This is a genomic window from Clostridium sp. AT4, assembly GCF_001517625.2.
Taxonomy (GTDB): Bacteria; Bacillota; Clostridia; order Lachnospirales; family Lachnospiraceae; genus Enterocloster.
Genome location: NZ_LN999827.1, coordinates 192353 through 204501 on the forward strand (window position 1 = coordinate 192353; position 12149 = coordinate 204501).

The following is a 12149-nucleotide window of genomic DNA, read 5'->3' on the forward strand; positions in this document are numbered from 1 at the left end:
AAATAACTGTCAATTCTTAAATTTCCATGCTTTTATCACTACCTGAAGGCTCCGGTTTCCATTATATTCATTTACAGTGGGATAATAAATAATGTCAATCTGACGGTTTGAACCCATTTCCTCCATAAAGGCATCTCCATCCCCGAACACAATCCCATCCATGGAAAAGCCCCGTTCATTTACAAGAGAAAGACGCACTACATTGCGGTTTTTTCCCATTACACGGGCGCTTCGTATCCCCATGGCCTTCTGAGCAAACTGGGGCTTTTCATTGCCCTGTCCAAAAGGCTCAAGCCGTTCCAGATCGCAGATCAGCTCCTCCGAAATATATTCAAAGGGCATTGCCACATCAATCCATACTCTGGGGATAAAATCATCAGGCGTAAGCTTATCTGCCGCATTTTCATTGAGCCGTCTGCGGAATTCTCCTACATCTGCTTCTTCCAGCGAAAAACCGGCCGCCATGGGATGGCCTCCGAATTTCAGCAGCAGATCCTTTACCTCTATCAGGGCATGGAACATATGGTAGGCCTCGATAGAACGGCCGGATCCCTTGGCGCATCCTTCTGCCCTTGTAAGGACAAAAACAGGCTTATTGTACCGCTCTCTGATCCGTCCGGCTACAATTCCAGCCAGGGACTCATGGCAGTCGGGCAGAAAGACCACTAAAACCTTGTCATCCTTAAGCTCTGTTTCCACCTGAAGCGCCGCCGCATCCACATTCTCCTGCGTCATAGCCTTTCTCCGGTCGTTTAATTCCTTTAATTCCTCTGCAATAGAATCCGCCCTTGCAGTATCTTCGCACAGCAAAAGCTCCATGGCCAGTCTGGCTGTCTGAAGCCGTCCGCTGGCATTTAAACAGGGCCCCAGGACAAAACCAATATGGTACGCACTGATATTTGCCGGATCCAGCGCATTTTTATAAATCAGGCTTTTAAGGCCCGGATTTCCGGTCACAGCCAGACGCTTTAAGCCCTCCTTTACCACAATCCTGTTTTCATCCTTCAGCTTCATCACATCTCCCACCGTAGCAATGGCAGCAAGCTCCAGAAGTTCAAGCCATTCCTTACGGCTGATGCCGTATGCTTCATAGAGAGCGCCAACAAGCTTAAAGGCCACCATGGCTCCGCAGATCTCCGGCCACGGATACCGGCTGTCCCTGCGCTTGGGATTTACAATTACATCTGCGGGAGGCATCAGGTCTTCCCCTGTTTCCTCATTGGTCTGGATATCGTGGTGATCTGTAATGATCACCTCCAGCCCCAGCTCCTTTGCCAGGGCAATCTGGCTGATGGCGGCAATGCCGTTGTCACAGGTTACAATGGTCTGTATCCCATCTGCCGCCGCAGCCTCAATGATATGCTCGTTGATGCCGTAGCCGTCCCGGATCCGCTCCGGGATCACATAATCCGCACAGGCTCCAATCCGTTTGAATCCCTTATATAAAATAGCAGTGGAGCATACGCCGTCGATATCATAATCCCCCACAATCCGCAGGCGCCGTTTTTCCTGTACTGCCCGGCAGATCCGCTGAACCGCCTCCTCCATATCGGGCAAAAGCCCGGGGGAATAAAGATCCTCCAGGCTTCCATTCAGATAGCGGTCAAATTCCGCTTCGCTTTCAATATCCCTGTTTCGTATAATTCTGGCTGTCACCGGACTGATGTGAAACCGTCCTGCCAGCGCATTAAAATCTGCTTTCTTCGCATGAAGCATCCAGATTGATCCTGTCATCCTGCTGTCCTTTCTCTTATGTCATTTCTGGGGATTTTTCTTACCCCTGCCCATCCCCCGTTTCATTTCCTCCGGGAATCATCCTTCCAAGCAGCCCGCCAATCACAGCCGGCAGCAGCCATCCAAGACCGGGAGCATAGCCTGGAAGATGCCTCATACCTTCCGTTATGCCCGGAATCGCAAGAGCTGCCTGATCCATGGTCCAGACAACGCCTACCGCCGCCGTAAACAGGATTGACAGACGGTACACCCAGATCCTGCGCCCTGTAAACCGCTCCATAAAAGCTAGAGCAATGAGAACAATCGCGATCGGATAAACGGCATTTAAAACAGGAACGGAATATTTCAAAATACGGTCCAGTCCCGCGCTGGAAATCAAAAGGCTGATAACTGCAAAAACCACCGTCCATATCCGATATCCAACGCCTGGCGCCAGAGTAGAAAAAAACTGGCTGCAGCAGCAGATCAGTCCCACACAGGTATTCAGGCAGGCGATAAAAAAGATAATCCCCAAAATCACCATTCCCGAAATACCAAAAAGATCTCCGGCCACAAAGGTCAGGATTCTGGCCCCGTTGGCGCCTGTTCCCGCCTGCTGTCCTACAGGGCCTCCAATATAAGCCAAAGCACCATAGACCAGAGATAAAAGGATCCCCGCCATAAGTCCGGCCTTTATCGTTTCCCGGATTACGGAATCCTCTCTGGAAATCCCCTTATTTCTTATATTAAGAGAAATGATAATGCCAAAATTTAAAGCCGCAAGTGTATCCATGGTCTGATACCCTTCCATAAAGCCTCTCACCGAAGCTCCTGCCGCAAATTCTGCCGCTGTCTCGCCCACCCCCTCCATGGGCCAGATCAGCCTTCCCGTAAATAATACTGCAATCAGGATCAACAGTGCCGGACAGGTCACCTTGCCCAAACGTTCTGAAAGGGTTTCCGGATGAACGGACAAAAGAAGGGCAATGGCAAAAAACACAAAGGAATATCCCAACTGAGCCCAAAACTGAACCGTCATGCCCGTATGGCCCAGATAATCTCCAAGCTGGACTCCCGCACCGCTGAGAACGGGAAGCAGCGTCATCTCAAAGGAAGTGCTTGCAGTTCTGGGAATCGCCAGGAAGGGGCCGATCGCCAGATACGCGGTTAAAGTAAATAAAAGCGAAAATCTCCCGCCCACTTTTCCCGCCAGCTTTTCAAGTCCTCCTGAAACAGCCACCGCAGCCACTCCCAGAACCGGAAGCCCCACTGCGCTGATCAAAAAGCCGGCCATAGCCGGAATCACCTGAGCACCTGCCCGTGCAGCCAGATCCGGAGGAAAGATCAGATTTCCCGCACCGAAAAACATCGAAAATAAAGTAAATCCTACCAGAAGCAGATTCTGGATGGAAAGCTTTTGTATTGTCATAAATCTCCACCTGTTCTGTATCCGATTGCGTCATTTTTTATCGCCGCTGCCTGCAAAAATATCTGCAGAGCTTCTTATCATCATACCATATTCCGGGGCAGGTTTCAACTGCGGCAAAATTCCTGCAGGTAAAATTCCTACACAGTTTTTACACAATTCTGTCACAGTTTAAGCGTATTCTATTCTGGTATATGAACTACATTAAAGTGAGGGAACACCAGATTATGACCAATGAACAGTATTACAGCCTGATCCAGTCCTATGAGGATGCCAGAAAAATCCTGATTTCCCGACTGGAAATACTGGATCACAGCCTGTATGGGAACCATACCGAAAGCGGGCCTGTCCATACCATCCAAAGCCGGATCAAGTCAAAAGACAGTATTGAGGAAAAGCTTAAGCGCTCGGGAAAAACAAACAGCATTGCCAATGCCAGAGATTATCTGTTAGATATCGCCGGAATCCCGGTTTATTGCCTTGATACAATGGAATATTTTCCCGTAGAGGTTCAGCTGCGCACTATGTCCATGGACTTCTGGGCCAGTATGGAACACCGTATCTGTTACAAAAAGAATCCTCATGGCCGGGAACAGCTGAGCCGGGATTTTAAAATTTATGCGGATATTTTGGAAGAAATCGAACGACAGCTGGAAGGCTACAGTGATATAAAGAAAAAGATAGAATAATTGCAAAAAACCTCGTAAGCAAAACACCTACGAGGTTTTTATCATGCGCCAGAGAAGATTCGAACTCCCGACACTACGGTCCGTAGCCGTATGCTCTATCCAGCTGAGCTACTGACGCATCTTTCATTACTTTGGCTTGTCTGCCTCAGCAACGTAGATTATTATATGCGATAAAACTCAAAATGTCAACTACTTTTTTCATTTATTTTATTTTTTGTTTTTTGTCAGTTTTACATCTCCATAAAAAGTTGTTTTCCGACAGCTGCAGCAGATATTTTCTTTCATTTGATTTATTTTGACACAGAATCTTTATTTACATTCTTTTCTGAATCATTTATAATTTATTTATATTTTTTTTAATATTTTAAGGAGGGTTTCTTATGGTACTGCAAACACAAGCTCTTATTATCGTAGCTGCCTATCTGATCGGCATGCTGTTGGTTGGCTTCATCGTGGGGAAACTGAAGATCAAAGACAGCAGCGACTATATGCTGGCCGGACGGCGTATGGGACTTTTTATGGTGGCATTCTCATTGTCAGCCAACAATATCGGCGGCGGTTCTACTACAGGACTGGCGCAGAAAGCCTACGGCGAATGGGGAATGAGTGCGATCTGGTATGTACTGACCGCATCCATCGCTATGATCCCATTGGCTTATTTCGCCCCGAAGATCCGCAAAACCATGGCTGTGACCATTCCTGAGGTTGTAGGACGCAGATTCGGAAAAACATCCAGTACTCTGACTGCGGTTTTGAGTATCCTGTCCCTTTTCTGCCTTACCTCATCCCAGATTGCAGCCTCCGGCACTGTAGTAGCCAGCCTGACCGGAATTCCTACCAATGTAGCTCTGCTGATCGCAGGCGCTGTAGTGATTCTCTATACTACCTTTGGCGGCATGATCGCAGACCAGATTTCAGATTTGGTCCAGTTCGGCATCATACTGATCGGTCTTGCTGTTGCCACCCCCATCGTAATCCACGGATGCGGCGGATGGGACGCCATTTCTGCGGCTCTTCCTCCTGCTCATTTAAGCTTTACGAAAATCGGCTGGGTAACGATCATCGGATACATCTTCAACTATTTCTGCACCTTCCTCGCAGGCCCTGAGATGGTATCACGTTTTGAAACTGCAAAAAGTGAAAAGGTCGCAAAGGAAGCCGCCTGGCTTTCTGCTGTACTGATGGCGGCCATGTCCATTTTCCCGACACTTCTGGGCCTGGCAGCTCTGGCTACCATGCCGGAACTGGCCGACGGCGGAAAAAATGCCATGATGGCCGTTACCTCCGCCCATGCTCCCGGAGCCATCGTCGGCATCATCTCTGCCGCTATCATCTGCGCCACCATGTCCTCTGCGGACTCTAATCTGTTATGTATGTCCACCATGCTGATGAATGACCTGTATCTGAAATACGGCGGCAAACAGCTTAAGGATAAGCAGGTTATCGCCTACACCCGTACCTGCAACGTTGTGGCAGCAATCATTGCCATGATCATCTCCATGGCAGGAATCCCCATCGTAACTATGAACACCTTTGCCTTTGGCATCCGGTGCGCGGGCCCCTTTGCAGCCTACGGACTTGGCCTGATCGTACCAAAGGCGACTAAAAATTCCGGTATTCTCTCTTTGATCGGCGGAACGATCGGTTTCTGCTTCTGGCAGTATCTCAGCGGCGGAGGCTTTAAATTTGGCATTCTTCCTGTGGTATTCGGCTGTGCAGTCAGCGTAGCTGTATTTTTCCTTGTAAATGCCATCGAATGGAGCCGCGGTGTAGAACCCGCCCCCTCTGCCTATATGGATGAGAAATAATCTGTTCTGAAACCAGAATTACAAAAAGCGCCGTCGCTTCCTATCTGCTACGGAAACTACGGCGCTTTTTTACTGGGCTGGCGGGATTCGAACCCTCGTATGCAGGAGTCAAAGTCCTGTGCCTTTACCGCTTGGCGACAGCCCATTATATTAAAAAATCCTCTTCTCATCATCACGAAAAGAGGAAAGGGTGAGTAGAGGGATTCGAACCCTCGGCCTCCAGAGCCACAATCTGGCGCGATAACCAACTTCGCCATACCCACCATATATCATTCAATTAGAGCTTACGCTCAATGAGCCTGAAGGGATTCGAACCCCCGACCCACGGCTTAGAAGGCCGTTGCTCTATCCAGCTGAGCTACAGACTCATCCGTGATGCTTGCCGCATCAACGTGTTATACTTTATCATACTTTATCAAGAAATGCAAGCACTTTTTTTATATTTTTTTAGTTTTTTTATTCTGAAATTTTATCCCGCTTTTAACCGGGATTTCACTTACATGTCTCCACATATTTCCCGGTCTGCGCTATGGATCATACAGCTGATCCTCTTATATACCAGGGCAGTCAGAAGAGAAACGATCACTCCTTTTAATAAATTAAACGGAGCTACACAGAAAATCGCCAATCCCCACACACTGCTTACCGCCGGATTAATTGCAGCCCCCGCTTCCAGGATATTATCCAGAGGCATGAACCGGGAATAAAACGGAATCATTACAAGGGCATTGATCATCGCCCCCACTGTAGCCATTAAAATAGTCCCCACTGCCATTGCCTCAATTGCTCCTTTTTTCGTCTTACGGAGACGGTAGATCATTCCTGCAGGCACGACCATAGAACAGCCGATCACAATATTAGCAAACTCTCCCACAAAACCGGTAGAAGTCGGTTTGAGAAGGAGCTTTACCAGGATCTTCACTCCCTCCATCACAGCACCTGCTACAGGTCCCATAGCAAAAGTTCCCACAAGTACCGGAACTTCAGAAATGTCAAGGCCGTAAAAACTGGGAGCTATAAAAGGAAGAGGCACCTCAAACAGCATCAGAACTGCCGCCAGAGCTCCAAACATTCCCATCAATACTACCTGCTTTGTTTTCATCTTCATTGTCAGATCCTCCTGTTTTGATGTAATCTGCCGGGGTAAAGAATGCCAGCAGCAGGCTTAACCAAAACATCTCCGCTTTCTCTCCCACTGACAAAAAAATCCCGGCTGATCTTGGATCCTCCGGGATAAAATACGCATTTTATACAGCAAATCTGCATCCAGGTCTGCTCTGCCCATCTTCTCTCATCCAGACTGTAACTGTCGGTTCCGGAATCACACCGGATCAACCGCATATGCGGGTCGCGGACTCTACCGCCGGTAGGGAATCTCACCCTGCCCCGAAGAATGTATCTGATGTCAGTATACTCCCGTCAGGGCATTTAGTCAAGCTGTTTTTAGGCGCAAAAAAAGCAGGTGATGGGAATCGAACCCACGTATCTAGCTTGGAAGGCTAGTGTTCTACCATTGAACTACACCTGCACGAACAAGAAGTATTATAAAACAGGATGAGGGAATTGTCAACTGTTTTTTCAAAATTCCCTCATCTTTACCAGAAATAAACCAAAAAGAAAAAATCTTTTTTCAATTTCTCACGTTTATCTATGGCTAGTCTGAACTGTTACTAAATTCACGCAAAAACAGGCGGGTAAGGTCTGCGGCCTCCTTTCCTGCCTGTTTTTGCAGTGCTGCAACTGAACTATAAATTTATGTATCTTACAGCATAATGTACTTCCCGATAAACAGCACCGCCAGCACATACATCAGCGGGCTGATCTTCTTTTCCTTCATTTTTCCGGTCACTACATTGATTACAACGTAGGAGATAACGCCCATTGCAATTCCTTCGGAAATGCTGTACATGAAGGGCATTGCGATGATGGCAACGTATGCGGGAATGGCTTCTGTGAAGTCATCAAAGTTAATCTTTGTAATAGAGGTCAGCATCAGAAAGCCTACTACTACCAGAGCCGGAGCCGTTGCAAAGGACGGGATGGCCAGGAAAATAGGGGACAAGAACAGGGACAGTCCAAAAAGGATTGCAGCTACAACTGCGGTAAGTCCCGTACGTCCGCCCTCTGCCACGCCGGATGCACTCTCTACAAATGTGGTAGTGGTGGAGGTACCAAGCATAGCGCCTACAGAGGTTCCGATGGCGTCGGATAACAGGGCGCCGCGGATCCTTGGGAGCTTTCCATCCTTATCCAGCATATCTGCCTTGGAAGCCACGCCAATGAGGGTTCCAAGGGTATCAAACAGGTCTACGAACAGGAATGCAAACATGACTACAAAGAAATCCAGGGATAAAATACCGGAAAAGTCCATCTGCATTAAGGTAGGCGCCAGACTGGGAACGCTGATTCCATTGGAAAAATCAGGCAGCAGACTGTACATGCCAATCTCAGGATTTACCTGATAGATTCCAAGAAGCTGGCAGAGAATGCCAAGACCCCATGTGATCAGGATACCCCAGAGGATGTTTCCTTTTACGCCCTTTACAACCAGAATACCTGTAACCAGAATACCCACCAGAGCCAGAACGACTGTGATCCCTTCACTGTTAAACAGACCATTTGCTACGGAGCTTTTAAAAGAATACACGCCTACCAAAGTCGCGCTGTCTACTACAATATGCGCATTCTGCAGGCCGATAAATGCAATGAAAAGTCCGATACCCACAGATACCGCATGTTTTAAATTCATAGGGATGGCATTGAAAATCGCCTCGCGTACATTTGTCAAAGACAGAAGGATAAATACGATACCTTCAATAAATACGGCTGCCAGAGCGGTCTGCCAGCTATACCCCATCTGCAAAACAACGGTATAGGAAAAATACGCATTTAAGCCCATACCGGGAGCAAGTACAAAGGGATAGTTGGAAAATGCCGCCATTAAGAGCGTCGCGATAAGAGCCGCCAGAGCGGTAGCGGTAAATACAGCGCCGCTGTCCATTCCACAGGCGCTCAGTACACTGGGATTAACTGCCAGAATGTAGGCCATTGTCATAAAAGTGGTAATTCCTGCGATGACCTCTGTTTTTACATCTGTCTTATTTTCCTTCAGGTGAAATATTTTCTCCAGATCCATACAAGTTTCCTCCTACTTTTTCATTCCATGTTCCGTTTTGCCGCTCTTTTATGAAAAAGAAACAGCCCGGATTTCCTGCAGCTGTGTATCTATCAGGCCACAGGTATTTAAACGCAGCTTTGGAATTACGGGAAGGCTTACAAATGCCAGAGTCATAAAGGGATCGATCCCCTCTCTGACACCCAGACCGGCCGCCAGTCTCTTAAGTTCCTCCAGCTTTTCATCTACTGCTTCTGCTGCCATTGGGTTCATAAGTCCGCCGATTGGAAGAGGAAGAAGCCCCAGTACCGCTCCGTCCTTTACTACGGCAATCCCTCCCTGCGCCTTTCTCACCGTCTCCGCGGCCAGAGCCATATCCCGGTCACTGACGCCGGCTACAATGAGGTTATGGGAATCATGCGCTACACTGGTCGCCACTGCTCCGGCCTTTAAGCCATAGCCTCCCAGAAATCCAATCCCCTTATGTCCGGTTCCTTTATGGCGTTCCAGAACAGCCAGCTTTATAATATCCTCCTGAGGATTTACCCCGGGAGCAAAGCCAGGAAGCTGTACCCAGGCTGCATTCCGCTCCTTTGTCAAAAGTTCTCCTGGTGTAAGCTCAATCACCCGACAGTAGGCCCCCTCCGGCTCCAGCCTGAAATCCTGCTCACAAACTTCCTTCATATGGAAGGAATGATGCACGCGGTCAAAGGACGGGCTTTCGGATTTCTCTCTGCGCTTCTCTTGTGAGATCAGCTCTCCCATCTGCGCCGCCAGCTTCCCGTTTTTATAGACCTGCACTGCTTTTATCTGCTCCAGATCCTCTAAAACCACCAGATCTGCCCGATAGCCCGGCGCTACTGCCCCATTTTCACGAAGACCAAAATACCGGGCCGGATGAAGCGTTGCCATCTGAATCGCTGTCACCGGATCTGCTCCCAGCCGGACTGCTTTTCGGATGATCCCATCCATATGGCCCTTTCTCTGCAGATCTCCCGGATGCTTATCATCCGTAACAAACATACATCGGTTTACATAAGGCTGCTTGCATAATGAAATAAGTCCTTCCAGATTTCTGGCTGCTGTCCCTTCACGCACCATGATCCACTGTCCCCGCCGCAGCTTTTCCAGCGCTTCCTCTGCTTCGGAGCATTCGTGATCCGAAGCCACTCCCGCAGCGCAGTAAGCATTTAACTGATATCCTGAAAGTCCGGGAGCATGGCCGTCAATCCGTTTTCCCCGGTCCGAACAGTCCTTAAGCTTAGCCAGAACGCCTTTCTCTGCCCTTACAGTACCGGGAGCATTCATCATCTCTGCCAGCCCCAGCACCCTGGGATTTTCATAGTAGGCTCTCAGATCCTCTGCACGGAGCACAGCCCCGGACTCCTCTAAATCGGCTGCCGGTACGCAGGATGGAAGCATAAAAAACACATCCAGCATCAGATTTTCTGTTTCATAAAGCATGTAATCGATTCCCTCTGTGCCTGCCACATTGGCAATCTCGTGGGGATCTGTAATCACTGCCGTGGTGCCGTGGGGCAGGACCGCCCGTTCAAACTCAGCCGGCCTTACCATAGAACTTTCCAAATGAATGTGGCCGTCTATAAAGCCCGGGCAGATAATCTTTCCTGACAGATCCACCTCCGTTTCTCCCTCATAGGAACCGACTCCTGCGATGTATCCAGCTTCTATTGCCACATCGGCTTCCTCCAGCTCCCCGGTAAATACATTCACTACCCTGGCGCCCTTTAACACCAAACCTGCCCTTTTTTCACCCGAAGCCGCCAGAATCCGCTCTCTTAAGGAGCTGCTGTCCTGTCTACTGCTCTTTCCTTCCATGAAGCTCTGTGCCTCCTTTCTGCGCTCTGAAACACCATTTTCCAGATTTTTACTCTCTATCCGCACAAAAAAACCACCGCTGCCTTCATGCTTTCACAGACGCTCCCGCTGTGAAAACTTATAGACAACTATTTGCGGTAGTTGGTAGAAACGCTCAACCAATTATGAGCATATATAAGCTTTGTCAAAATTCAACTATTCACGTTCCATTTCTTTTATTTTTTTAATCATATCACACAAGTATTGTATTGTCAACTCTTAAAAATACCGGAATTTTCCGTTTATTACGAATCATTCCGGTCGATTGACTGATTATCATTCCATCAGTCGGTCTGGATACAGAATATCATAGCTGACTGTCTGATAAAACCCTTTACAAATTGACGAATAATCCTTTCCATATACCCCCATAAGATGCATCATTTTTGTTACAGCCGACTCCAGAGTCATATCATACGTTTCAATCAATCCAAAATCCCTTTTTACCTACTTTATATACCTCCATATTGCTCCCCTCGTTTACAACCTGCGTTGCAATCACAACGATCTTTCCTTTTTGCCTCCAATGTCTCATCTGACTGTAAAATTCATCTCTGAGAGATTCTGGTATTCCTCCTACGCCAAAACTTTCAATAAGCAGGCAATCATACTGCTCGAATAAATATCCTAAAAGTGCAGGGCGACTCCCCGGAAGAAGCTTTAATATTGCAATGCTGTCATTCATGGCTTCATAAAAATGAACACTCAGGTTCTCCTTCTCCTGAAATACAAAACGTATAATTCTGCCTTCCCGAATAGATGCCATTATCGGAAAATTAACACTGGAAAATGCATCATAACTGTGAGCGCATGTTTTTTTTGCTCTTGTCCCTGCAATTACACATCCGTCAAAAACCACCGTCACCCCACAGGATTTTTCATCACACACATAATATATACTGTCTGTCAGATTAGTTTTTGCATCTGTTATATCCAGACAAATCGGCTTTTGAGAACCTGTGAGAACAATCGGCTTGGGAGAATTCTGTATCATATAGGAAAGCGCGGCAGCTGTATATGCCATTGTATCTGTTCCATGAAGAATAACAAAGCCGTCATATGAGTCGTAATTCTTCTTTATTGACTGCAGAATCATCTGCCAGTAAAACGGTGTCATATCCGTACTGTCAATATTACATACCTGCATAATCTTAATATCGCAGATTCTTTTAACTGATGGTATATACTTTAAAATATCATCTCCCTCTAATCCCGGAGCAAGCCCCTCTTTCCCCTGAGTAGAGGCAATCGTGCCGCCCGTACAAAGCAATAAAATTTTTTTCTTATCCATCTTTCACTTCCTCTATATCTATCGGCTTTTAATAAAATCCCCCATAAAAGTTTTCAGTAGGGATAACATTAATAATTGCCTTGGAGTCCATCCTGCGTACCACATCTGCAATATCCTGTATCTCATAAGCAGTGATTACTATGTGAAGCAAATTTAAATGCCTGTAAGCTTCCCGGTTCTTTTCATCTAAAAACATTCTGCCGGATTCCTAATGACTCCGGCAGAATAA

General features: G+C 47.4%; 9 protein-coding genes, 5 tRNA genes and 2 riboswitches. Of the genes, 2 read left to right on the plus strand and 12 right to left on the minus strand.

Annotation, left to right across the window (positions count from 1 at the left end; genetic code table 11):
- Nucleotides 1-9: 9 nt before the first annotated feature.
- Nucleotides 10-1734, minus strand: coding sequence for a single-stranded-DNA-specific exonuclease RecJ (recJ, locus tag BN3656_RS04090; RefSeq protein ID WP_066544515.1), 1725 nt, complete (start codon nucleotides 1732-1734; stop codon nucleotides 10-12).
- 40 nt (nucleotides 1735-1774) lie between these two features.
- Nucleotides 1775-3142 (minus strand): branched-chain amino acid transport system II carrier protein, encoded by a 1368-nt coding sequence (gene brnQ / locus BN3656_RS04095; RefSeq protein WP_066544517.1) that lies wholly within the window; start codon nucleotides 3140-3142, stop codon nucleotides 1775-1777.
- A gap of 224 nt (nucleotides 3143-3366) precedes the next feature.
- On the opposite strand from brnQ, the gene BN3656_RS04100 reads away from it, so the two are divergent.
- Nucleotides 3367-3828: a hypothetical protein gene (locus BN3656_RS04100; protein WP_081422839.1), complete on the plus strand. Its 462-nt coding sequence runs from the start codon at nucleotides 3367-3369 to the stop codon at nucleotides 3826-3828.
- 44 nt (nucleotides 3829-3872) lie between these two features.
- Here the strand turns inward: BN3656_RS04100 and BN3656_RS04105 are convergent.
- A tRNA-Arg gene (locus BN3656_RS04105) sits at nucleotides 3873-3946 on the minus strand.
- Between the two features lie 262 nt (nucleotides 3947-4208).
- On the opposite strand from BN3656_RS04105, the gene BN3656_RS04110 reads away from it, so the two are divergent.
- On the plus strand, nucleotides 4209-5636 hold the full coding sequence (locus BN3656_RS04110) for a sodium:solute symporter family protein (protein WP_066544522.1): 1428 nt from the start codon (nucleotides 4209-4211) through the stop codon (nucleotides 5634-5636).
- Between the two features lie 72 nt (nucleotides 5637-5708).
- Here BN3656_RS04110 and BN3656_RS04115 read toward each other — a convergent pair.
- The 9 genes from BN3656_RS04115 to BN3656_RS16405 all read right to left on the minus strand — a co-directional run bounded on the left by BN3656_RS04115 (nucleotide 5709) and on the right by BN3656_RS16405 (nucleotide 12116).
- Nucleotides 5709-5781: transfer RNA gene (locus tag BN3656_RS04115), tRNA-Gln, on the minus strand.
- A gap of 44 nt (nucleotides 5782-5825) precedes the next feature.
- Nucleotides 5826-5899, minus strand: a tRNA-His gene (locus tag BN3656_RS04120).
- Between the two features lie 31 nt (nucleotides 5900-5930).
- Nucleotides 5931-6004: transfer RNA gene (locus BN3656_RS04125), tRNA-Arg, on the minus strand.
- Between the two features lie 128 nt (nucleotides 6005-6132).
- On the minus strand, nucleotides 6133-6744 hold the full coding sequence (locus BN3656_RS04130) for an ECF transporter S component (protein WP_066544524.1): 612 nt from the start codon (nucleotides 6742-6744) through the stop codon (nucleotides 6133-6135).
- A 171-nt stretch (nucleotides 6745-6915) separates the two neighbouring features.
- A riboswitch (FMN riboswitch) is annotated at nucleotides 6916-7034 on the minus strand.
- Between the two features lie 59 nt (nucleotides 7035-7093).
- Nucleotides 7094-7164 (minus strand) — tRNA-Gly (locus tag BN3656_RS04135).
- Nucleotides 7165-7398: 234 nt separating this feature from the next.
- Nucleotides 7399-8772 (minus strand): NCS2 family permease, encoded by a 1374-nt coding sequence (locus tag BN3656_RS04140; RefSeq protein WP_066544526.1) that lies wholly within the window; start codon nucleotides 8770-8772, stop codon nucleotides 7399-7401.
- A 48-nt stretch (nucleotides 8773-8820) separates the two neighbouring features.
- Complete coding sequence (gene ade, locus BN3656_RS04145; RefSeq protein WP_066545257.1) at nucleotides 8821-10590, minus strand: adenine deaminase; 1770 nt, start codon at nucleotides 10588-10590, stop codon at nucleotides 8821-8823.
- Between the two features lie 101 nt (nucleotides 10591-10691).
- Nucleotides 10692-10788: riboswitch (purine riboswitch) on the minus strand.
- A gap of 262 nt (nucleotides 10789-11050) precedes the next feature.
- The gene (locus BN3656_RS04150) at nucleotides 11051-11920 is read right to left on the minus strand and encodes an asparaginase (RefSeq protein ID WP_347460587.1); all 870 of its coding nucleotides are present in this window, start codon (nucleotides 11918-11920) and stop codon (nucleotides 11051-11053) included.
- 28 nt (nucleotides 11921-11948) lie between these two features.
- Nucleotides 11949-12116: a DUF2179 domain-containing protein gene (locus BN3656_RS16405; protein WP_143331324.1), complete on the minus strand. Its 168-nt coding sequence runs from the start codon at nucleotides 12114-12116 to the stop codon at nucleotides 11949-11951.
- Between the last annotated feature and the right edge of the window lie 33 nt (nucleotides 12117-12149).

Bases quoted from the DNA above. Each gene is read 5' to 3' on its own strand.
- BN3656_RS04140 (WP_066544526.1), bottom strand. From the start codon at position 8,772: ATGGATCTGGAGAAAATATTTCACCTGAAGGAAAATAAGACAGATGTA.
- BN3656_RS16405 (WP_143331324.1), bottom strand. From the start codon at position 12,116: ATGTTTTTAGATGAAAAGAACCGGGAAGCTTACAGGCATTTAAATTTG.
- brnQ (WP_066544517.1), bottom strand. From the start codon at position 3,142: ATGACAATACAAAAGCTTTCCATCCAGAATCTGCTTCTGGTAGGATTT.
- recJ (WP_066544515.1), bottom strand. From the start codon at position 1,734: ATGACAGGATCAATCTGGATGCTTCATGCGAAGAAAGCAGATTTTAAT.
- BN3656_RS04150 (WP_347460587.1), bottom strand. From the start codon at position 11,920: ATGGATAAGAAAAAAATTTTATTGCTTTGTACGGGCGGCACGATTGCC.
- ade (WP_066545257.1), bottom strand. From the start codon at position 10,590: ATGGAAGGAAAGAGCAGTAGACAGGACAGCAGCTCCTTAAGAGAGCGG.
- BN3656_RS04130 (WP_066544524.1), bottom strand. From the start codon at position 6,744: ATGAAGATGAAAACAAAGCAGGTAGTATTGATGGGAATGTTTGGAGCT.
- BN3656_RS04100 (WP_081422839.1), top strand. From the start codon at position 3,367: ATGACCAATGAACAGTATTACAGCCTGATCCAGTCCTATGAGGATGCC.
- BN3656_RS04110 (WP_066544522.1), top strand. From the start codon at position 4,209: ATGGTACTGCAAACACAAGCTCTTATTATCGTAGCTGCCTATCTGATC.